The organism is Halomonas hibernica (assembly GCF_013183775.1).
In the GTDB taxonomy this organism is placed as follows: Bacteria; Pseudomonadota; Gammaproteobacteria; order Pseudomonadales; family Halomonadaceae; genus Vreelandella; species Vreelandella citrativorans.
Genome location: NZ_VIFN01000022.1, coordinates 1 through 20648, shown reverse-complemented (window position 1 = coordinate 20648; position 20648 = coordinate 1). Strand labels below are relative to the sequence as shown.

Below are 20648 nucleotides of genomic sequence, written 5' to 3'. Positions count from 1 at the left end.
AAAGTGGTGTGCGTTTGGCAAGTATCCGCCCTGCTATTGGCGCTCACCCCGCTGACGCCCACGCTCGTTGCGAGCCTATTGGCGTTTAGCGCACTACTCTCACTTGCCTACTCCTTTGGCATCGACACCTGGTGGCTTTATCAACAGCGCCGACGCCAAGCACTTTAATGGCCTGCACGTTACTTACCCTGCTACTGATGAGCGCTATGCAGAGCATAGCGCCCAATGATTTACTCGCTGATTTGCTGCTGTAACGCATTCAATTCTTCAGTATGGCGTTCTAGCTCAAGCGTTGCCTCTTCCAGCTTAACGCGCCTTTTTTCAATGTCATCGTCATCGCCTTCATTGAGCGCTTCTTCAAATTCCGCCTGGCGCTCTTGAACCTCTGCAAGGCTCTCTTTTACTTCATCCGTTGCATCATTTAGTACACTTTCATTCGTGCAGTTATCGTCAATCGCATCTAATGCGCGCTGCAAGCCTTCCTCTCGATGCTGATTACCCTGAGCTTGGGCATGCGCTAACTGCTCACGAACATCGGCTGCCTTGCTTTCACATAAATCATCGGCGGCAGCGGCGACCGGTGGTAACAACATACCCGTCAATAAGGCAACAACACCTGCCTGAATCATACTTTTTTTCATGTTTTTCCCTATAACAGCTCATTTGATAAATACTGACTCATCGAGGGTTAGATACACAAAGTGCCTGGCAGTTCGCGGTCGTCACTCTGTTTAAACGTTGCTGACGCAATGACCAAGGACTCACCACCCGTGCGTATGGTCAATGTTGGCTACCGCCTCCTGGATTAGATCATGATAAAAGCGTTACATTAACCCTCAAGAAGATGCGCACAAGGACTGTAACCGTATGATCAATCTCGCCATTTATCGCCCCTTGATAGCCCCCCTGCTCATGATGGTGATGCCTACCGCAAGTTATGCAGCGGCAAATATTCAAGTGGCGGCGGCAGCTTCGCTTACCGATGCACTTAACGAAGCTATCGCGACCTATGAAGCACAGCATGATGTATCTGTAACGCCGATCTATGCATCTTCATCCACCCTTGCCCGCCAAATTGCCAACGGCAGCCCGGCGGCGCTTTATATTTCAGCAAACGTTGAGTGGATGGACTGGCTGGAAGCCCAAGGCATTAATGTTCAAAAGCGCAGTGATTTACTGTACAACCGCTTGGCGCTGGTTTCAGCAAGCCCTGACGCTCCCGAGCACTTCACACCAGGCGAAGACGCCCGCATCGCCACACTGCTGGGTGAGCGGGATCGGCTCTCGGTCGGCGACCCGGACCATGTGCCGGCAGGTATCTACACCCAACAGGCGCTTGAAGCGCTAGGAGAGTGGGAGGAGCTACTCCCAAGGCTTGCGCGTGGCAACGACGTGCGGGCGGCTCTTACACTGGTGGAACGCCAGGAAACGCCAGCGGGTGTTGTGTACCAAACCGACGCATTAGCCAGCCAACAAGTAAGAGTGTTGGGGCTTTTCCCGCCTGAAACGCATGCGCCTATCACCTACCCAATTGCCTTGATCGACGCCGAGCAGAACGATGCAGCGGTTGCTTTACGCCAATGGCTTGAGAGCGAAGAAGCACTGAGCATCTTTGCACAGTACGGATTTGATACAGGCATGGATGCCCGGTGAGCCTTTCACCTGCTGAGTGGGAGGTCATCCGCCTAAGCTTGTTAATTGGACTGGCTGCCATCGCCTGGATTTTACCGCCGGGGATTGCCGTCGCCTGGTGGCTGGCGCGCGTTGAGTTTCGCGGTAAAGCGGTGGTGGACGGCTTGATTCACCTGCCGCTGGTGTTACCGCCCGTGGTGGTTGGCTATTTATTGCTGGTGACGCTGGGTAGACAAGGCGTTATTGGCCAATGGCTGTATAACACGCTAGGCGTGTCGCTGCCGTTTACCTGGCAAGGCGCTGCAGTCGCCAGCGGCGTAATGGCGTTTCCACTGTTGGTACGCGCATTACGGCTCTCCCTTGAAGCGGTTGACCCGAAGCTTGAAGCCGCCGCCAGCACATTGGGCGCTAGCCGATGGCGGGTGTTTACCACGATTACGCTGCCGCTGGCCGTGCCCGGCCTGCTAACCGGCACGGTGCTCGCCTTTGCCCGGGCGCTTTCCGAGTTTGGCGCAACGATTACCTTTGCTTCCAACATCCCCGGCGAAACCCGCACCCTGCCGCTGGCGCTTTACACCCTGATTCAATCACCCGGCCAGGAGGCCGCCGCCGCGCGGCTGTGCCTAATCGCCATTGCCATTGCGCTGGTATCGTTAATTGCCTCGGAATGGCTAGCCCGGCGCACCCGACAACGCCTACAGGAACGCGATGGCTAACGTGACGACGTCTTATCAGCCCAGCGACCCGCGGCTCGCGCTACAAGTTGAACAACAGCTAGGGGCTTTTCACCTGTCTGCTGCGCTCAACCTGCCCGCAACCGGTGTCAGCGGTTTTTTTGGCCCCTCCGGTAGCGGCAAAACCAGCCTGCTGAGGCTGATAGCCGGGCTTGAACGGCCACAGCAAGGTGCCATAACACTCGGCGAGCAGACCTTGCTGGATACCCGGCAAGGTATCTTCGTACCGCCGCACCGTCGGCGTATTGGTGTTGTGTTTCAAGAAGCACGCCTGTTTCCGCACTACCGCGTGCGCGGTAATTTAACCTATGGCATGCGTCGCCCGGCGTTACAGCGCTTTGCCGAAATAGTGGAGCTACTGGGTATTGAGGCCTTGCTGGAGCGCATGCCCGGCACACTTTCAGGGGGTGAAGCCCGCCGTGTGGCCATTGGCCGAGCACTACTCAGTGACCCCCAACTACTTCTTATGGATGAACCGCTAACCGGGCTTGATGGCGCGCGCAAAGAGGAGCTGCTGCGCTACATCACTCGGCTCACCCAACAGGTGGATATTCCGGTTATCTACGTTAGCCATGATGCCGAAGAGATCACGGCGATTGCCGATCATTTGGTGGTAATGAAAGCCGGACAGGTTCGCGCCAGCGACACACTGGGCGCCCTGCTCCAGCGCTTTGATCTAACCCATGAACTGGGGGGATTTGATGCGGCCTCGCTACTGCAAGGCGAGGTCGTCGCTCATGAAACCGCGTATGGCCTGACTCATTTAGCGCTTGATGACGAACATCAGTTGGTACTGCCTGGCACCTCAGCGCCGATTGGCAGCCGCTTGCGAGTACGCATTTTGGCCCGCGATATTGCCCTGGCGCTTACCCCACCCGCCAACACCAGTTACCGCAACCAGCTCAGCGCCACTATCACTGATTTCATCACCCTTCCCGAAGCACCTTATACGGTGGAGCTACGTTTAGGCATCGGTCGATTTTTCTTACGCGCCCGGTTAACGCGTAAATCATGGGATGAGATGGGGTTAACAAAAGGCATGCAGGTCACGGCACTCATTCGCAGCGTGTCGTTTACGGCATGTTAAGTGTGTCTGGCTGAACGGACACGTTGCCCCTTCTATCGCTCACTTTCGCGTTGATCCAGCGTCTGATGTATCAACGTAATCGCGTAAGCAGCGGTGTTATCCACCGAATCGTTGGCCGCTAAGTCGTTATCCGCTGACGCCGACAGGTTATTTTGAACAGGACTCTCTAAAGCAGGCGCCTCAAGGTGATTCTCGGCCGGGTGGGCAAGCCGAGCGCGAATACCGGCGATTGCTTGCTGCTCTTGCTCATTTGGCGAAGCCTGGCTAAACCGACGCTCCAGCAGATGCGCGGCGTACGCCAGGGTCGAGGCGTACTTCAAGTTCTGATAAGCCCACCGGTGCGTCGCCCCGAACGAGATGAAGCTTTGCATAGGGCTTGCAGCATCAACGAAGCTCGCCCGTGCTGTATCAAGCGCGGTGACGGATGCTATCAGGCGTGAATGACGCTTCGCGTCGCCCTCTTCGGCGATAATATCCCCCAGTAGCTTTTCAAACGCTGATAGAAAGCGATCAAATGCCTGACGGGCCTGCTCGCGAGTACTCTGCGGTAAGACGGCAAGCGAGACGATGATTCCCGCGAAGGCACCCACCAACGTTTCTTCCAGCCGCAGGACAAGCAACCCCGGCGTAAACTCTCCCAGAATGCCGTAGATGAGCGAAAGAGCGATGGTGATTAGAAACGTCATCATCGCGTAAGAGAGCATCATCAGATAAAACGCTGCAAAGATCGAGATCGCCACCAGCGGTATGGTCCAGTAGAGATTGCCATGCACCAGGGTAGCAAGCCCAATACCCACGCAAATGCCCACAGCAGTACCCAGCGCCCGGTTAAGCCCACGAACGGCGACAGCACCCCGCGACTGAGTATTGGAGAAAATCAGAAAGGCCGTCATCACCGCCCAGAACCACCTTTCTGGAGACAACGCGAGACCCACAATCATGGCAATGCCGGATGCCAGTGTTACCTGAACAGCTTGCCTGAAGAATGGATTGGCGAGAAGGCTTCCGCGCGGCGACGAGGCCGCGGCAGGCACCGAAGGCGGGCGCTTGGGAGATGAAGCCGAAGAGGAAGTACCGATAGAAGCGACATCGGCACGCACTTTTACTTCAACATCCCGCAGCTCAGCGAGCTGCTTTTCAAGCACGGCAAGCTCGGGGCCGGATGTCTTATGATCAACTTTTAGCGCGTCATCGAGCACCCTTTCGATAGCAAGTCTCAGGTCAAACAGGCGCATCGCCAGTAGGTCGGCTAATTTGACATCCATTGCTTCTGACATTGCGGGTAGATAGCTTTCGCATAAAAAAGCCGCCTCCTGCGCCCGGCGCGCAAGCTGGGTCGTTTCACGCAAGTCGATCGCCATTCCAGCCTGCAGCGAACGTGCGACCCCGGCCTGCAATCGGTCTGCAGAAAGCAGGGAAGCACGTATCGCCCGCTCAAAATCCTGAACGGGCCGTTCCGGCAGCACAAAATTGCGGACGAAATGCGCGATAAAGCCTGATAACGCTAATGAAATAGCAATATCCATTAGGTCCGTATCAGGCGCCTTCAAAAAGGCAGCGATGACACCACACATAAAGGTGAACGCGCCGACGCCCTGCCAGCGAGCGCCAAACTGGCGTATAAATACTGCCCAAAAAATGACCCCAAGCAGCACGGCACTAATGTGAAGAATCGAGTGTTCAACTAGCGAAATCGCCGCAATGACGGCGAAGCCGCAGAGTGCGGCAAAAACGCGGGAAACAGCGCGTTTGCCAGCCGTTGCATCCTTTATCCCACCGCTCCTTGAAGCGCAGTGAGCATCGCAACGGCATAGGCTGGTGCAGGCATGGGAAACCAGCGATGAAGAAGGAGAAGCGCCAGACAGACAAGCCCCATCGTTAGCATTGTGCGCACAGCCAAGCGAAGCCGAACCCGGCCAGGGTCAGACGTCAAAATACTCAGCCTGAAACGGCCAAGAGCACAGGTTGCGAAATCGTAAGGTCTAATCACCATTATTGACAGGGCTCGGTGGTAAGCAATCGGGTAGAAGCGGCCAACAAACATCTCTTATTCACTCCAGCCACTTTTATGAAGCCGAGACGCCTGAGATACATCGTTATGGGACGTAATAGTTCAGGCGGCCTCTTTCCCTTACATTCCCAACATGCACTTATCATTTATGAATCGATTCTTCATCCTGACAGGTTTAGTGTCAACCCAATAACCGTCGCGCTCTTTTGCTAAAGTATCAAGTTGTCTTTTCCAACAATAACCTTCAACAACAATAGCGTCATCACTTTCTCCTCTGATCGCCCAGAGTGTGTATGAAAAGTCGCTTAACTTAAGCGTAAAAGTTCAATTTACGCGGGCTACCCTTTCTGAATCTTTTAACCACTTTTGAAAGGGAAATTTGTGGCATCAAGAAACAGTACGAACGATGTGCGTAAAAACCATGTGCATAAAAACGATGTACATAAAAAAAGCCCTTACCGATGGATAAGGGCTTTGACCAAAAACGATTAAAAGAGCGCTTTAGTGACGGAAAGCTTCGGGATAGACCGTCAAATCAACCCCCCATAGCATCGGTAAAAGGAAGTATACAGACGCCGTAATCAGGAGCATGGAGATAATATTCAGGCCGAAACCGTTACGTACCATTTCGGTGATCTTGATTTTGCCAGTTGCGAAGATAATCGCGTTGGGCGGCGTCCCTACCGGCAACATAAAGGCACAGTTGGCCGCCATAGCAGCAGGTACCATCAAAGCAAACGGGTGAATATTTAGCGCCAGCGCCAGCGATGCCAGTACCGGCAAAATCATGGTTGCCGTTGCTGTATTGGAGGTAATTTCCGTAAGAAACAGTACTATACCGGTCGCCAGAAGAATGACCAGAATGAAATTCATTCCCTGAAGCACGCTCATCTGGTTGCCAATCCAGCCCGCCAGACCTGAGGAGCCGAACCCTGCCGCAATGGCCAAACCGCCTCCAAATAGCAGTAAAATACCCCACGGCACGTCCCGCGCGATATCCCAGTTGAGCAGACAGCCGCCTTTGTTTTTAGAGGGAAGCAGGAACAGTAATATCGCAGCACTAATCGCTATCATGGCATCACTGATGCCGGGAATATTAATAATCTGGCCTTGCCACAAGAAAGAGCGAGTAATCCAGAAAAACGCTGCAAAAATGAACACCCCCAGAACGGCTTTCTCTTCAAATGAGATCTTGCCTAGCGCTTCCTTTTCTTTCTGGATGAGTTCCTTTCCGCCAGGAAGGTTACGAAAACTAATCGGATAAATCAGGTAGGTAAGCATCAGCCAACCCAATACCAGCAGCACGAGAACCACCGGGAAAGCAAACATTAACCAATTGGCAAAGGAGATTTCCACACCAAAAAGTTGATTCACGACCGCCGCTAAAATGATGTTCGGCGGTGTACCAATCAACGTGCCTAACCCACCAATAGTGCCGCCGTAACCGACACCGAAAATTAGTGCTTTACTGAACTTGTCAATTTCCTTGCTATCAACCTCGCCCCCGTTTTTACCCAGCTCCTGGCTCACCTGGTAGACGATCGCGGTGCCGATCGGCAGCATCATCATGACCGCGGCGGTATTCGACACCCACATGGAAAGAAACCCAGTGGCCGCCATAAAGCCAAACACGATGCTGTTAATACTGGTGCCCAACACGGAAATAATCGTCAGTGCGATACGCTTGTGCAGGTCCCACTTTTCCATCGCCAGTGCGATCATAAACCCGCCCAGGAAAAGAAAAATAATAGGATTTCCGTAAGCAGCCGTGACTGTACTTCCATCCAATGCGCCCGTAATAGGCAGCAATATAATGGGTAGTAACGACGTTGCCGGGATAGGGATAGCCTCAGTAATCCACCAAACAGCGACCCACAACGTAGTTGCCAAGACCATGCGGCCTTCAAAACTTAAATCAGCAGGATGAAAAAACAGCGCAACCAAAGCAAACAGCAGCGGCCCAAGTACAAGCCCTACTGTTTGGGGCTTATTGTAAGCAGGTGGGCGTGGAGATGGCCCACTGCCCTGAGACTCTCCACCACCGGATGCGGCGGAAGGACGTGAGGTGCTGGGAGCATGCGTTGAGGGTAACGCACACATCAGCAGTTTCTTGGCTTGATCGTGGGAATACCATAGCTGGTCCCACACGGTCATCATGGCAACTCTGCGCATTATAAAAACACCGCTGTCAGGTGAACAAAAAGTAGATTGATAGTGAGCAACTTACCCAGGCTGAGAAGGGCTCAACGATTTCGTGGCGCCCTTTATTAACTGCAATAGGACATTAGTCCAGTAAAACGCCCACAATTACAACCAAAGTCTAACAACGTTAGTCGTATAACCTGAGCCAGCAGGCACCCTGGTTATTGCCAAAAATGTCTATCGCTGCGTGCTGCCAGTCGCGAATCTGGAAAAACCCTCTGGTTTTCAAGCGTCACCCATCAACACAGGCTTTTCCTTGGTGACATATTGATGGCAAAAAAATTAACGTTTTGTATAGCTTTTATTAAGTCGCTTTTTACCTATCGTGGTCTATGCTGAAACCTGAAGCGGTCTTTCAGAAACGATTCTTTAAAAAACGTTGTGAAATGGCCCAAGGGTACGGGCTTTGGATTAGTGGGGATCAGGGGTGACTAATCGCAACGCGATGGGAGCCAGGATGAAACGTCAACATCTTTTCAATGGAGCAAAACCAGACAGCCGTAACTACCTTAAAAAACATCTTATATAATAGCTATATAGGAATCAAAAAGCCAAGAAGAAGAAATGATAAAACGTGCTTTACTGGCTTTTTTATCAGGCTGCGTAGTCACATTGATCGCTACGCTACCTTTGTAATAGCGGTAAGGGAAGCAGCGAGCCCCCTCTACTCATCGGAGCGGGATTTTTATTGGGCGAAAGCGTAAGAGCGAGAAGAGGCAAATAACACCTTTAAGGGGTTTGCTTCTGAAGGAAACCTATATTAGTCTTGAAGAGTACAATTTACGTACAAATAAACTCAGCATTCACAAGGAGTAGTGGCATGCAACATATCCATCTAGCAGAGATTTCCCAAGCTGGTCTTCAACTTGCGATTCAAGAAATCAAGGATGAAATGTTCGACACCCCGGAATGTGATTACACCATCGCCAAGCTGCTCTGCCACTGTAGCCAGTTTGAAACAGCGGAGCATCAGCTAGACGAAATGCTTTTAAAATGGGGCTCCTCCCCCGACGTGATTGAGCTAACTGACAAAGGCTATGCCATGCTAGCCAGCATGAAAGCCAGTGCCGTTGCCGAGATGACGCCAACTGCGGTTTCTAGCAAGACACCTCGTCAGGCAATAGTCGCTGCCTAATTATTTACTTATCAAGGTACTGCTTTTCAGCCCTACCCTTGCCTCTTTTATTCGGCGGCAAGGGTAGTATTCGTTTAATCGGTCAGTCTTCTCCGCTGCGTATCCCCGTTCATTAGTACATCGTCTCTCAGCGCACCTTTCTCCCAGCTTTTTGCACTTACTGGGCTGACATACAAAGCAATACCAGCACTGCCAAGCGTAGTGACTGCTCTACTTAAAACCCTCCCAAAGAAACTTGCTCACGAAAATCCCGCAGGATAGCGCCAAGTGGTAGAATGCTGCCCCTTTCCGGAGGCGTCTACGTATGCCCATCCCTATTCGACTACCAGAGTGACGCGCGATGATTGCAACCACCACTGGCTTATTCCGCCCGCTTTTACAGCTGGGCCTTATTCCGCAGATTTTAATTGGCATCGTGGCAGGTACGCTGCTCGCAATCTTTGCACCCGCAATTGCCGGTGATGTAGCGCTACTGGGGCAGCTATTCATTTCCGCTCTTCAAGCCGTTGCGCCTATTTTAGTTTTTGTTCTGGTGGCAGCCGCCATTTCCGCGCATAGGCAGGGGCAGCCTACACATATTCGTTCGGTGCTAGTGCTGTATATTGTCGGTACGCTGATTGCGGCACTGATTGCGGTAGCCGCGAGCTTTTTGTTTCCTACGGAGCTGTCGCTTAACGCAGAACAGGTAAGTGGTAACCCGCCCGGAGATATTTTTCAGATACTGCAAAACCTGCTGCTGAATGCGGTCGCTAACCCTGTTACTGCGCTGATGGAAGGTAATTTTATTGCCATTCTTGCCTGGGCCGTCGGCTTGGGTTTAATGCTGCGCCAAGCCAGCGAAACCACGCGCCTTGCTCTTAGCGATCTTTCTGACGCCGTTTCACGGATTGTGGCGCTGGTTATTCGCATTGCCCCACTGGGTATCTTTGGCCTGGTGGCAGGCACGCTGGCCGAGTCAGGCATCGAGGCGCTGCTTAATTATGCCCAGCTACTAACCGTTATTGTGGGCTGCATGCTGTTTGTCGCGCTGGTAAGCAATCCGCTGCTGGTGTACATCGCCACCCGTCAAAACCCTTACCCGCTGGTCTTTGCCTGCCTGCGTGGCAGCGCGATCACCGCCTTCTTCACGCGTAGTTCTGCTGCCAACATCCCGATTAACCTTGAGCTCTGCCGTCGCCTGAAGCTGGACCCTGATACCTACCCTATCTCTATCCCGCTGGGTGCCACCATCAACATGTGTGGCGCGGCCATCACTATCACTGTCATTACCCTGGCCACGACACATACCTTAGGTATTAACGTCGACTTCCCGACCGCCCTACTACTGTGCATCGTATCCGCCCTGGCGGCTTGCGGCGTTTCAGGCGTGGCGGGCGGCTCGCTAATGCTGATCCCGATGGCCGCCAACCTGTTTGGCATTCCTACCGAAGTGGCCATGCAGGCGGTTGCGATTGGCTTTGTGATCAGCGTGGTGCAGGATTCCACAGAGACGGCGCTTAACTCCTCAACCGATGTACTGTTTACTGCGGCTGCTTGCCGAGCTAAAGAGGCAAAGACCAGCGCCTAAGCTTCAAGCGTTCAGCCTTCTCTTAACAGCTACATTCCCGCTGTTAAGAGAAGGCCAATAAATACCAACGGCTCGTTTTGGATCATGACTTCAAAACGGGCCGTTTTGGTATTTTGCTTCTTACGGTTAGCATCCCCCCATCGCTCAGAAGTGACGAAGCGCTTTTGTAGCGCTCAGGTTGACAAACAAGCGTTCCTTATATAGAACGTTCTCTATAAGGAACAACGAGACACCCTGTATGGATAAGCTTTCACTTAATACGCTGGGCCAGCATTTGCAGTCGCTGCGCCAGCAACAAGGCCTTTCGCTTTCTCAGTTAGCGAACGCCGCCGGTATGGCTAAATCCAATTTATGTCGACTTGAGCAAGGCAACGGCAACCCAACGCTGGACACCATTTGGCGGCTGGCCGTTCAGCTCAACACTCCCTTTGGCACCCTAGTCGCGCCGATTACCGTTCCGCTGGGCGAAGACGGCGTGCAGGTACGCCTCATTGACCAAGGCAAGGACGCCCCCCACGTGGACGCCTACTGGATGCGCTGCGCACCCAACACGCGGCGCCGGGCTGAAGCGCATACACCGGGCACGCAGGAATCCCTTACCCTTATTAGCGGCTGGCTGGAAGCTGGACCGGAAAGTAACACCACGCAGCTTACCCCCGGTGAAACCTTGACCTTCCCTGCCGATAAACCACACATTTATCGCACCCAAGCGGCAGAAGCCACCATGATCCTGACCATCACCTATGGTGAAAAAGGTGATACACCATGAGCCATGCATTAACTCACTCAGCGCTAAAAGGCGCACGAGAAGCCATCCCATTGCTGGGCGGCTATATACCGGTCTCGCTCTCATTCGGCCTGGTGGCGACACAAGCGGGCTTCACCACATGGGAGGCCGCCGCTATTTCACTGCTGATCTACGCCGGAGCCTCGCAGTTTCTCTTTGTTGGTATGATCGCGGCGGGTTCGCCGCTTTGGCTGGTTGTCGCCATGACGCTATTGATCAACGTACGCCATGTGGTTTATGGCCCTAATCTAGCCGCATTATTGCCTCAGAGCCGTCACTGGCCCTGGCTGATGCACGGCCTTACTGACCAGGTGTTTGCTTTAGCCTTAACGCGGCTTCCTCACTTGGATAAACCGGAGCGCTTCGGCTGGTTTTTGGGAGCATCGCTCCTCGCTTGGGGCGCCTGGATCATAGGGACTATCGTAGGGGCGACGGCAGGAGAGGCGTTCACCGCTCGCTGGCCACTGCTGGGTGAGATTATGCCTTTCGCCCTGCCCGCGCTGTTTTTAACCATGGTAGCACCGCGGTTTACCGACAAACGCTGGTCGCTCGCACTCAGCGGGGCCATATTATCTGCACTCTTGTTTACGCTATATGGCTGGGCCAACGTCGCCATTCCGCTTGCGGCCGCCTGCGGCGCGCTCTGCTTCTATATGGTTAAGCTTGAATCCAGTAAAGGTGCGTTATGAGTACAGGGCTTTGGTTAGCCGTTATCGCCTCGGCATTAGGTACGCTACTCATACGCGTCGTCCCTTTTCTGTGGATGCAGCGCCGCTTAGGCAGTGATAGCGGCATCAACAACATGCCTCAGTGGCTGGGTATTTTAGGGCCGCTAATGATTGCAGCGGTGCTGGGCGTTTCTATTGTACCGGTTAACCCAAGTACGATTTCCTGGACCGCAACCGCCATTGGCCTGCTGGTTACCCTACTGGTATGGCTGCGCGTGCGTTCACTGGGTTGGCCGGTGGCAGCAGGCGTCGGCATGTTTGGGCTAGTACAAGTAGGCGCTTCCGTGCTTTAACACATGTGCCAACACGTCAGTTGCTGAATGAATCAGCAACTGACGTTAACCACTCACCAGCAGCAACCTACCAGCTATATTTCAGGCTACCCACCACGCTGCGTGAGGCTCCGTAATAGCAGTAAAAGTCACAGCCACTGACGTACTCTTCATCGGTAAGGTTGTTGACGTTGACCTGGGCAGTCCAGCTGTCGTTAATGCGGTAGCTCGCCATGGCATCATAGAGCGTTGTAGAAGGGACATTTTGCTCAATAGCGCTATTCGCGCTGGGTACCGTTTCCCCCATATAACGCACACCCGCCCCTACCGAAAGCCCAGCCAACGTGCGGCTCATATCATAATCCAACCACGCCGACGCCATGTGCCTGGGCACCAAGGGAACACGCTCATCCCGCAGTGCATCATTCGCATCATATCGAGCATCGGTATAGGTATAGGCCGCAATCAGCTTTAGCTCATCTGTTAAATAGCCCACGCCTTCGATCTCTACCCCCTGCGAGCGGCGCTTACCTACCTGCTCCTGAACAGGCGCACTGGTCGAGATCAGGGTGTTATTTTCTTCAACATCAAAGGCAGCAATAGTGAGATAACCATCTACGTCCAGTGGGGCAATTTTAACCCCAGCCTCAAACTGGCGGCCCTCTAATGGCTCATAACTAGCGCCATCTGGACCAATACCCGCCACCGGCGTGAACGACTCGCTATAGCTCACATAGGGGGAAACTCCGTTATCGCCCAGGTACATCGCACCGGCCGTAACAGAGAGGTGTTCGTCATCGTACCCTTCGCTGGAGCTGCCCGTGGTATCGCTAAAATCGTCGCTGCTATCGACATTATCGTAGCGCGCCCCGGCAAGCAGAATCCATTGGTCTGCTATGCGCAGTTGATTTTGAACATAGAGCCCCACTTGGCGGCGATCGACATTATGCTCAGTGGGATCACCGGTATCCGGCGCCGTAAACGCCGAGTAATCGGGGTTATAGAGATCCACCGTATCGATATTTGTAAAGAAGCTAGAGCCATCCCCCAGGGTGCGGAAACTGTCGCGGTTGGTGTAGTTTAAATTCAGTTCTTGATAGCCCGCGCCAACCAATAACGTATTCTCTGTGTTCTCGGTATAAGTACGCGCGATGAGTCGGTTATCAATATTAAACGCATCGTACTGGCCATCCCGGTCAATAATCCCACGGGAAATACTACGTGGCGGCGTTATATACGAATTGGGGTAAACGTTGCGCAGTTCCAAATCCAAATGGGTATAGCGGGCATTCTGCTGAAACTCCCAGGTATCGTTTATCTGGTGTTCCAGCTCATAGCCAATCGCAACCTGGCGCTGATCTAACCGATCATAATCCGGTTGACCAAAATTGGTCGCCGGATCAATTTTCCCAAACGGAGAGTCTTCGAGGGTACCCAGTGACGGAAAGAACCCATTGGTAGGCACGCCCTGGTCTTTCTGGACGCTAGCAAGGAAGGTGACGGTGGTATCATCGCTAACATCGACCGCCAGGCTAGGCGCAAAGTAATAGCGCTCTTTTTCACTCCCGTTGAGCTCGCCCTCGCCATCGCGATAGAGGCCCACTAGGCGATAGCGCACGTCATCGCGCTGCCCCACCGGGCCAGACACATCCACCCCTACCTGGCGATGATCATGGTTACCGGCTTCAACCTGTAGCGTTCCTTGCGGTTCACGGGTGGGCCGTTTACTAATCCCGTTGATCATGCCGCCAGGGGGCGCCTCGCCATAGAGAATTGACGCAGGCCCTTTCAAAAGATCAACACGTTCAAAGCCAAAGGGCTCACTCATCCACCAGAAATAGCCTCCCGTACGGAAGAGCCGTAAACCATCCTGGTAAGTAGCGCCTTCCGCACTAAACCCACGCAGAAAAAACCAGTCGGCATTGTTGTCATTACCGTAAGGCTGAGACACAACACCGGAGCGGTACTGGAAGGTTTCGTCATATTTATTGACGCCGCGGTCCTCAAGCTCCTCTGCACTCACGGTTGAAATAGCGCGAGGCGTCTCTACATCCGGGGTATCCACCTTCAGCGCGGTCGCCGTCACTACGGTGGTCCCCATGTTTACGGCCTCTTCCTGCGCCAATACAGCAAAAGGCACAACACACAGCGTACCCCCTAACGACACAACCAACGCACGGCGAATAGCGGCAGACAACGGTGTAACGGAAAAAGGCGAACGACGCATGTTAAACAGACCTCACTGACAGGCAGAACGGGGGAGAGGAGCACGTGTTTTTATAGTAGGCATGCCGGGAAAACGAATGATACGGATTATCACTCACAACTACAATAACCGCACGATGTCAAGTTCCCTTAGCCAAAAGCGCTGAAATGAGGTTAGATTAGCCATCTGGAACATGGCTTTTGATCTAGCAGACGACCTGTGCCGCCATAAGCCAGTGCAAGCATTTAACTTACTGACACTGCTGTAGCGCTCTTTAAATCTCTGGTGACCGAAATCTCTATCGCCTAGCAACAACAAGGAAGTAATGCGAATAGCAAGCCGGCAGATCGCCCGCTTGCTATTTGGTGCCGATCAGCTAATCAGGCAATGCTCTCGACGATACCGCCCTCGACGCGTAGCGCCGCTCCGGTCGTCGCGCTGGCCTGAGGCGAGGCGGTGTAGACGCAGAGGTTAGCCACCTCCTCCGGCGTCGCGAAGCGCTTGAGCAACGTCGAGGGGCGGTTCTCGTCAAGGAACAGGGTCTCCGCCTCATCGACCGAGACGCCACGCTCTTCAGCGAGCTTTGTAAGCATCGTCATGGCCCCTTCCGTGCGAGTCGGGCCGGGCAGGATGGTATTGACGGTCACACCGCTTCCGGCCAGCACCTTGGCCAGCCCGCGGGAGACGCCTTGCATAGCTGCTTTGCTGACACCGTAGTGCACCATTTCTGTAGGGATATTGAGTGCCGACTCGCTGGAAATGAACTGGATGCGACCCCAGCCACGTTCTTGCATTCCTCTGGCATAGTGCCGCGCCAAGCGCACGCCGCTCATGACATTCACCTGAAAGCTTTCCTCCCAAGCGGCGTCATCAATGTCGAAAAAGGAGCAGCCGCCGTAGATGCCCAGATTGTTAATCAGGATATCCGCATCGGGTATGGCGGCCATCAATGCCTGCGCACCCTCGGCAGTGGCAAGATCGGCGGCAACGCCCGATAGGCGCGCCCCGGGCACAGCCCTGCCGATGCTCTCGACGGCGCTATCCACGGTATTCTGCTTACGCCCCGTAACCACCACCTCGGCGCCGGCACGCGCCAGCCCCTCGGCAATGGCAAAGCCGATCCCGGCGGTCGATCCGGTGACAATGGCGCGCTTTCCTTTCAAGTCGATCTGCATGAATTGTCTCCTTATTTCGTCTTTGTATGAGGCAAGATGTTACTGATCCCACGTAGGGGCAAGATTGCCCGGACTGAGGATGCGGCCGCCCCTACGCGCCAAGCCATCGATCACGGCCATCTCGTCGGATGACAGGGCAAAATCGAAGATGGCGATATTCTCCGCGATGCGCGTGGGCTTGGTGGTACGGGTTAAAGGCACGTCGCCCTTTTGATGCGCCCACCTCAGCACCACTTGTGCCGCGTTTTTGCCATGCGCCGCGCCGATCCGGGTCAGCACCGGATCACGCGGCACCGCCCCCATCGCCATCACGAAGAACCCGGTCAGCGGCACGCCAAGCTCATGCGCCTGCTGGCGAAGCGTAGACTGATCAAGATAGGGGTGGATCTCGACCTGGTTTGTGGCAATCGGTGCCTCGCTTATCTCGACCGCGCGGGCAAGCTGGGTGGCATTATAGTTGCTGACGCCGATATGGCGCGTCCAACCACGTGCGCGGGCTTCATTCAATAGCTCAATCTGGCGCTCAATCGGCATACCGTGACCGGGCCAATGTACCAACAGCAAATCGACCGTATCCAGCTTAAGCCTTTCGAGGCTTTCCTGAACCGAAGGCAGAAAACGCGCTTCAGAGAAATGGCTATTCATCACCTTGGTGGTGACGAACACCGCATCGCGATCCATGCCGATGTCGCGAAGGGTGCGGCCGAGCGCGGCCTCGTTGCCGTAAAGCTGGGCCGTATCGAAAGCACGAAAACCTGCCTGCCAGGCAGCGGGGATCAGCTGGGCAACCTGTTGATCGTCCAACTCATCAAGACCAAAGCCAATCGGGGGAAGTAAGCTATTCATCCAGCCGCTCCTGTGCGTTTATATATCCCTTTTCCGGGCAGATTATCTCGATCATGCGCTCGCTCAAGGTCCAGTTCAGGGCCCAGTGGCACGACAAGCGCCGGGTTGAGGGCAGTATTAGTGTAGTAACCGATCTTGATATGCTCGAGGTTGACCGTCTCGCTCACCCCCGGCCATTGATAGAGTTCGCGCAGATAGTTCGCCAAGTGCGGGTAGTCTTCGATGCGGCGAATGTTGCACTTGAAGGCACCATGGTAGGCCGCATCAAAACGCACCAGCGTGACGAAGAGTCGCCAGTCGGCCTCAGTCAGAAAGACGCCTGCTAGATAGCGATGTGAGGCCAAGTGCGCTTCAACGCGATCAAGCGCTTGAAACACCTCACTAACAGCGGCGTCATAGGCTGCCTGATCCTTAGCGAAACCGGCGCGATAGACGCCATTGTTGAGCCTCGGGTAGATAAACTCGTTCCAGGCATCAATCTTGGTGCGCAGCGGTTCGGGGTAGAAGTCGAGGTCATTGCCCGTGATCTCATCAAAGGCGCTATTAAAGATCCGGATGATATCCGCCGACTCGTTGTTGACGATCTGCCCCTGAGCGCGATCCCATAGCACCGGCACCGACACCTTGCCGGTATAGTGGGAGTCACTCGCTGTGTAGAGCTGATGGTGGCGTTGAACCTCGCCCAAGTGCGGTCCGGCATCCTGAGGGATAGCATAACTCCAGCCCTCTTCTCCCAGCGCCGCATCGGCGATAGAGAGCGGAATCAGGTCTTCTAACCCCTTGAGCTTGCGCAAGATCAATGTGCGTGAAGCCCATGGGCAACAATAAGCAACGAAGAGTTGATAGCGCCCCGGCTCGGCGGGCAGCGCAGTGCTGTCCTTCCCCTCTGCTTCGCTGTGCGGCATGAGCCAACGCCGAAACCGAGTAGGTTCCCGCTCAAAGGCGCCTCCTTTGATCTCGCTGCCGGCAATCTCGCCCTTCACCCATTGGCCGTTGATAAGACCTGGCATAACGCTCTCCCAAAAACTAGATGGCGGCTGGGCCGCATCGACAATCACCCAAGCACTTTGACTAGGCCATGTGAATAGTGTGAAGTAGTTTCCATATAGACGTAAGACACCAGAAGGGGAACCCATGGTTGATGAATTGGAAACTATCGGTGGGGCGCTAGAAGACATTCGCGCGTTCTGCGCGGTAGCGGAGTTTGGAACGGTCTCGGCCGCGGCGAGACAGCTGGGCGAGACCAAGGGAAGTATCAGTCGTCGACTATCACGGCTGGAACATCGGCTGGGTGCGGCCTTGTTGGCACGCACCCCTCGGGCGGTCTCTCCAACCGAGGAAGGTACCGCCTTTTATATCAAGGCGAGAGAAGCCCTGGCGTGGCTGGACGATGCCGCAGAAGGCGCACGTCAATCTCAAGACGTGCCCCAGGGGCATCTGCGTGTGACAGCCCCGGTGGATATCGGAATAGAGCTGATGCCACCCATCGTGGCGAAATTCCGGGCACTTCATCCACAGATTACCATTGAGCTTCTGGTGACAGACACGCCGCTGGACCTCGCCGCCAACCGCATCGATCTGGCCCTGAGAGCGCGAGACGGAAACCTACCCGACATGGTTTATCGCGCCTCATCGGTGGCCCCATTACGCGTGGGGCTTTATGCCGCCCCGGACTATCTCGAGGCGAACGGATGGTCTGGGGATACCCCCGCCGCGCTTGCCGAGCAACATTTTGTCATCTCACGTGAATTCACAGGGGCCGCACAACTGGTGCTGACCGATCACCGAGGCCGCACACAGGAGGTGGTGATCCGTCCGAGCATTCGTACCAGTGACTATGCCAGCGTATTGCGCTTGGCGATAGCAGGTGCCGGGATCGGCCCTGTTCCCGACTTGGTGGCCGCCGCACACGTTGCCTCCGGCGCTCTGGCGCCGGTGCTGGCGGACTGGAGCTTATCGGGAGGCCAGCTCTATGCAATCAGCCTGAGTGGTCAGCACGCACCAGCGCGAGTACGTGTCTTCCGAGAGTTCGTCCGTACGGCGCTAAATACCGTTTAGAAAAAGTGTCAGGTTTGCGTCGCAGGGCCTGATACCGGGCCCGAGCGTTCACAATGGCACGGTGATGCGTATCCGCTCAGACCCTCCCTCTGTTCGAGAAAGGAGATCGGATGCTATCCAGGAGTTTGAAAAATGGTGGGACCAGTAGAACTTGAACCTACGACCAAGGGATTATGAGTGCAACCAAACAAACTTTGGGATCGCGCCTGCAATGCGGAAACAAAGGCTTTCAATGAGTTAGGATTTTCCATGATTACATTACTCACATGGTTTTCATCTTGTTAGCAGCCAAATGACAACCAAGCGGCGACCAGTTGGCAACCAAATCACTGCCAGCCACAGCAAAATATAGGGTCGGATAATTGATAACCAAAAATGTACTATGTACACTAAAATAACGCATTGGCTAAAGGAAGTACCCTAATGTGAGTCATGCGATTGAATTTATCGAAACCCCGACGTTCACACGCCAGATCCAGGCCATTGCCACAGACGATGAATTGAAGGAGCTACAGCGCACCCTGATTGCTCAACCCGACAAAGGTGACCTGATTCAGGGCACGGGAGGGCTGCGCAAAATACGCATGGCGTTAGGCAGCCAAGGCAAGAGCGGCGGTGCCAGGGTTATCTACTTTTTGGCAACAGCAAAGAGAATCTACCTGATACTGGCCTACCCCAAGAGCGTGAAGGACAGCTTAACGCCCGCTGAAAAGGCCGCACTGAAAACACTGACTCACCAACTGAAGGGGGAGGTTTCCAAATGAGCATCTTTGACGAGCTGCAATCTTCACTGCAGGAAGCCGTTGAGATTAAACAAGGCAAAGCGCAGGCCAATCGCGTTACACGCCACGAGGTGGCCGACGTGAAGGCCATCCGCGCCAAGCTGCATATCTCTCAAGCGGAATTTGCTGAAGCTATGGGAACCAGTGTAGACACCATCAAAAGCTGGGAAACCAAACGACGTAACCCTACAGGACTAGCGGCTAAGGTACTGGCGACGATTCAGGATAATCCCGCTTTTTTCAACGAACTTGCTTCGCATTAGGGCTTTTATACAGGACGAATGCAGCGTCAATACCTATTTAATATTCATGAAGAATATCGCTCGATACTCAAATAATGTTTGCCGTAGGCAATCTGACGATGAAACGGGCCTTTGACTCTGACCACTACCCGCACCGGAATTTGTGTGCGGCCCGCCTGATAAGCCTTTTCGGCACTGGCTGGCTCCCACTGCACTCCCAAGCGATTTAACGCCTCTTTGGCGGCTTGATCAAAGCCACCGGGCGCCGCAATCATTGGTTTACCCGTGATACGGTTTGGGCGCGCTTTAGCATATAGCCCCTTACCAATACGTACTAATCTTCCCTGCGCTTCTAATTGCCGAAAAGCACACGGCCAACTTAGTCATAACCACCCAGCGCAGCGAAATCATCACGTAGAAATACCATTCGCCGACTTTTGCGAATTTTGTCACGAATGCGTGACTCAAGTGTTTGGGTGGTCATGTAACGCCTCCAATAGCTGGACAATGACGATAGTTACTCTATACCTTCAGACTGAGGAATACAAAAACACGACATTATAGAAAAACAAAATTTAATTTTTATCTAAAAAAATCATTTAGTTATCTAACTTTTACATAAAACACAGCCGCCGCAACCTCTACACAGAACAAACTCTATTCCGAACCGCTCAAAAGCAAGCAAGGTGCTGATACAAAAATCCGCGAAAACCCGCATGTCGTTGGGCCACCAAGGCAAGAGCGGCGGCGCTCGGGGTGTTTACTTTTTGGCAACGGCAGAGAGAATCTATCTGATACAGGCCTACCCCAAGAGCGTGAAAGACAGTTTAACGCCCGCTGAAAAGGCCACATTGAAAGCACTGACCCACCAACTGAAGGAGGAGGTTTCCAAATGAGTATTTTTGACGAACTACAATCATCACTGCAGGAAGCCGTTGAGATTAAACAAGCTAAAGCGCAAGCCAGCCGTATCACACACCATGAAGTGGTCGATGTGAAGGCCATCCGGGCCAAGCTTCATGTCTCTCAGGCGGAGTTTGCCGAGGCTATGGGAACCAGTGTGGATACTATCAAAAGCTGGGAAACCAAGCGCCGTAACCCTGCTGGTCTGGCGACCAAAGTACTGGCGCACCATTCAGGATAATCCAGCCTTTTTCAATGAGCTGGCTTCGCACTAAAGCAAT

At 53.9% G+C, this 20648-nt stretch carries 21 protein-coding genes; 13 read left to right on the top strand and 8 right to left on the bottom strand.

Annotated elements, in window-relative coordinates; genetic code table 11:
- Window positions 1–230 precede the first annotated feature (230 nt).
- The gene (locus tag FKN99_RS17080) at window positions 231–641 is read right to left on the bottom strand and encodes a DUF1090 domain-containing protein (protein WP_172118989.1); all 411 of its coding nucleotides are present in this window, start codon (window positions 639–641) and stop codon (window positions 231–233) included.
- Window positions 642–867: 226 nt separating this feature from the next.
- Between FKN99_RS17080 and modA the strand changes: the two genes are divergently transcribed.
- The 3 genes from modA to modC are packed head-to-tail and all read left to right on the top strand — an operon-like array spanning window position 868 to window position 3453.
- Window positions 868–1653, top strand: coding sequence for a molybdate ABC transporter substrate-binding protein (gene modA / locus FKN99_RS17075; RefSeq protein ID WP_172118988.1), 786 nt, complete (start codon window positions 868–870; stop codon window positions 1651–1653).
- Window positions 1650–2348: a molybdate ABC transporter permease subunit gene (modB, locus tag FKN99_RS17070; RefSeq protein WP_172118987.1), complete on the top strand. Its 699-nt coding sequence runs from the start codon at window positions 1650–1652 to the stop codon at window positions 2346–2348. The genes modA and modB overlap by 4 nt, the downstream gene beginning before the upstream one ends.
- The gene (gene modC, locus FKN99_RS17065) at window positions 2341–3453 is read left to right on the top strand and encodes a molybdenum ABC transporter ATP-binding protein (protein WP_172118986.1); all 1113 of its coding nucleotides are present in this window, start codon (window positions 2341–2343) and stop codon (window positions 3451–3453) included. The genes modB and modC overlap by 8 nt, the downstream gene beginning before the upstream one ends.
- 32 nt (window positions 3454–3485) lie before the next feature.
- On the opposite strand, the gene FKN99_RS17060 is transcribed toward modC, so the two are convergent.
- Both FKN99_RS17060 and FKN99_RS17055 read right to left on the bottom strand, forming a co-directional pair.
- Window positions 3486–5108 carry an FUSC family protein gene (locus FKN99_RS17060; protein ID WP_172118985.1) on the bottom strand — a complete coding sequence of 541 codons (1623 nt, stop codon included), beginning with the start codon at window positions 5106–5108 and terminating at the stop codon, window positions 3486–3488.
- A gap of 857 nt (window positions 5109–5965) precedes the next feature.
- A complete protein-coding gene (locus FKN99_RS17055; RefSeq protein ID WP_172118991.1) occupies window positions 5966–7618 on the bottom strand; it encodes an SLC13 family permease in 1653 nt (550 codons plus the stop codon).
- A gap of 868 nt (window positions 7619–8486) precedes the next feature.
- Between FKN99_RS17055 and FKN99_RS17050 the strand changes: the two genes are divergently transcribed.
- From FKN99_RS17050 to FKN99_RS17030, 5 genes are all read left to right on the top strand, one after another.
- A complete protein-coding gene (locus FKN99_RS17050; protein ID WP_172118984.1) occupies window positions 8487–8801 on the top strand; it encodes a hypothetical protein in 315 nt (104 codons plus the stop codon).
- A 340-nt stretch (window positions 8802–9141) separates the two neighbouring features.
- Window positions 9142–10368: a serine/threonine transporter SstT gene (sstT, locus tag FKN99_RS17045; protein ID WP_172118983.1), complete on the top strand. Its 1227-nt coding sequence runs from the start codon at window positions 9142–9144 to the stop codon at window positions 10366–10368.
- A gap of 238 nt (window positions 10369–10606) precedes the next feature.
- Window positions 10607–11137, top strand: a complete 531-nt coding sequence (locus FKN99_RS17040) for a helix-turn-helix domain-containing protein (protein WP_172118982.1) — start codon at window positions 10607–10609, stop codon at window positions 11135–11137.
- Entirely contained in the window at window positions 11134–11844 is a 711-nt protein-coding gene (locus FKN99_RS17035) for an AzlC family ABC transporter permease (protein ID WP_172118981.1), read from the top strand. Before FKN99_RS17040 ends, FKN99_RS17035 begins: the two co-directional genes overlap by 4 nt.
- Complete coding sequence (locus tag FKN99_RS17030) at window positions 11841–12176, top strand: AzlD domain-containing protein (protein ID WP_087109813.1); 336 nt, start codon at window positions 11841–11843, stop codon at window positions 12174–12176. The genes FKN99_RS17035 and FKN99_RS17030 overlap by 4 nt, the downstream gene beginning before the upstream one ends.
- Before the next feature lie 67 nt (window positions 12177–12243).
- Here FKN99_RS17030 and FKN99_RS17025 read toward each other — a convergent pair whose 3' ends face one another.
- The 4 genes from FKN99_RS17025 to FKN99_RS17010 form a co-directional block, all read right to left on the bottom strand.
- On the bottom strand, window positions 12244–14382 hold the full coding sequence (locus FKN99_RS17025) for a TonB-dependent siderophore receptor (RefSeq protein ID WP_172118980.1): 2139 nt from the start codon (window positions 14380–14382) through the stop codon (window positions 12244–12246).
- Window positions 14383–14741: 359 nt separating this feature from the next.
- Window positions 14742–15536 carry an SDR family NAD(P)-dependent oxidoreductase gene (locus FKN99_RS17020; protein ID WP_172118979.1) on the bottom strand — a complete coding sequence of 265 codons (795 nt, stop codon included), beginning with the start codon at window positions 15534–15536 and terminating at the stop codon, window positions 14742–14744.
- A gap of 39 nt (window positions 15537–15575) precedes the next feature.
- The gene (locus FKN99_RS17015) at window positions 15576–16382 is read right to left on the bottom strand and encodes an aldo/keto reductase (protein WP_172118978.1); all 807 of its coding nucleotides are present in this window, start codon (window positions 16380–16382) and stop codon (window positions 15576–15578) included.
- Entirely contained in the window at window positions 16379–17392 is a 1014-nt protein-coding gene (locus FKN99_RS17010; protein WP_172118977.1) for a glutathione S-transferase family protein, read from the bottom strand. Before FKN99_RS17010 ends, FKN99_RS17015 begins: the two co-directional genes overlap by 4 nt.
- A 124-nt stretch (window positions 17393–17516) precedes the next feature.
- Here FKN99_RS17010 and FKN99_RS17005 point away from each other — a divergent pair, with 124 nt between their 5' ends.
- From FKN99_RS17005 to nadS (FKN99_RS16995), 3 genes are all read left to right on the top strand, one after another.
- Window positions 17517–18440, top strand: a complete 924-nt coding sequence (locus FKN99_RS17005; protein WP_172118976.1) for a LysR family transcriptional regulator — start codon at window positions 17517–17519, stop codon at window positions 18438–18440.
- 425 nt (window positions 18441–18865) lie between these two features.
- Window positions 18866–19204 (top strand): type II toxin-antitoxin system RelE/ParE family toxin, encoded by a 339-nt coding sequence (locus FKN99_RS17000; protein WP_172118975.1) that lies wholly within the window; start codon window positions 18866–18868, stop codon window positions 19202–19204.
- The gene (nadS, locus tag FKN99_RS16995) at window positions 19201–19485 is read left to right on the top strand and encodes a NadS family protein (protein WP_172118974.1); all 285 of its coding nucleotides are present in this window, start codon (window positions 19201–19203) and stop codon (window positions 19483–19485) included. The genes FKN99_RS17000 and nadS (FKN99_RS16995) overlap by 4 nt, the downstream gene beginning before the upstream one ends.
- Window positions 19486–19529: 44 nt before the next feature.
- Here the strand turns inward: nadS (FKN99_RS16995) and FKN99_RS16990 are convergent, their stop codons facing one another.
- The gene (locus tag FKN99_RS16990) at window positions 19530–19739 is read right to left on the bottom strand and encodes a hypothetical protein (RefSeq protein ID WP_172118973.1); all 210 of its coding nucleotides are present in this window, start codon (window positions 19737–19739) and stop codon (window positions 19530–19532) included.
- Between the two features lie 411 nt (window positions 19740–20150).
- Here FKN99_RS16990 and FKN99_RS16985 point away from each other — a divergent pair, with 411 nt between their 5' ends.
- Window positions 20151–20360 (top strand): type II toxin-antitoxin system RelE/ParE family toxin, encoded by a 210-nt coding sequence (locus FKN99_RS16985; RefSeq protein ID WP_319941300.1) that lies wholly within the window; start codon window positions 20151–20153, stop codon window positions 20358–20360.
- A complete protein-coding gene (nadS, locus tag FKN99_RS16980) occupies window positions 20357–20608 on the top strand; it encodes a NadS family protein (RefSeq protein ID WP_253927077.1) in 252 nt (83 codons plus the stop codon). Before FKN99_RS16985 ends, nadS (FKN99_RS16980) begins: the two co-directional genes overlap by 4 nt.
- Window positions 20609–20648 lie beyond the last annotated feature (40 nt).

Bases quoted from the DNA above. Each gene is read 5' to 3' on its own strand.
- FKN99_RS17050 (WP_172118984.1), top strand. From the start codon at position 8,487: ATGCAACATATCCATCTAGCAGAGATTTCCCAAGCTGGTCTTCAACTT.
- sstT (WP_172118983.1), top strand. From the start codon at position 9,142: ATGATTGCAACCACCACTGGCTTATTCCGCCCGCTTTTACAGCTGGGC.
- FKN99_RS17005 (WP_172118976.1), top strand. From the start codon at position 17,517: ATGGTTGATGAATTGGAAACTATCGGTGGGGCGCTAGAAGACATTCGC.
- modC (WP_172118986.1), top strand. From the start codon at position 2,341: ATGGCTAACGTGACGACGTCTTATCAGCCCAGCGACCCGCGGCTCGCG.
- FKN99_RS16990 (WP_172118973.1), bottom strand. From the start codon at position 19,739: ATGATTGCGGCGCCCGGTGGCTTTGATCAAGCCGCCAAAGAGGCGTTA.
- FKN99_RS17015 (WP_172118978.1), bottom strand. From the start codon at position 16,382: ATGAATAGCTTACTTCCCCCGATTGGCTTTGGTCTTGATGAGTTGGAC.
- FKN99_RS17020 (WP_172118979.1), bottom strand. From the start codon at position 15,536: ATGCAGATCGACTTGAAAGGAAAGCGCGCCATTGTCACCGGATCGACC.
- nadS (WP_172118974.1), top strand. From the start codon at position 19,201: ATGAGCATCTTTGACGAGCTGCAATCTTCACTGCAGGAAGCCGTTGAG.
- FKN99_RS17030 (WP_087109813.1), top strand. From the start codon at position 11,841: ATGAGTACAGGGCTTTGGTTAGCCGTTATCGCCTCGGCATTAGGTACG.
- FKN99_RS17040 (WP_172118982.1), top strand. From the start codon at position 10,607: ATGGATAAGCTTTCACTTAATACGCTGGGCCAGCATTTGCAGTCGCTG.
- FKN99_RS17055 (WP_172118991.1), bottom strand. From the start codon at position 7,618: ATGACCGTGTGGGACCAGCTATGGTATTCCCACGATCAAGCCAAGAAA.
- FKN99_RS17025 (WP_172118980.1), bottom strand. From the start codon at position 14,382: ATGCGTCGTTCGCCTTTTTCCGTTACACCGTTGTCTGCCGCTATTCGC.
- FKN99_RS17035 (WP_172118981.1), top strand. From the start codon at position 11,134: ATGAGCCATGCATTAACTCACTCAGCGCTAAAAGGCGCACGAGAAGCC.
- FKN99_RS17080 (WP_172118989.1), bottom strand. From the start codon at position 641: ATGAAAAAAAGTATGATTCAGGCAGGTGTTGTTGCCTTATTGACGGGT.
- modA (WP_172118988.1), top strand. From the start codon at position 868: ATGATCAATCTCGCCATTTATCGCCCCTTGATAGCCCCCCTGCTCATG.
- FKN99_RS17010 (WP_172118977.1), bottom strand. From the start codon at position 17,392: ATGCCAGGTCTTATCAACGGCCAATGGGTGAAGGGCGAGATTGCCGGC.
- nadS (WP_253927077.1), top strand. From the start codon at position 20,357: ATGAGTATTTTTGACGAACTACAATCATCACTGCAGGAAGCCGTTGAG.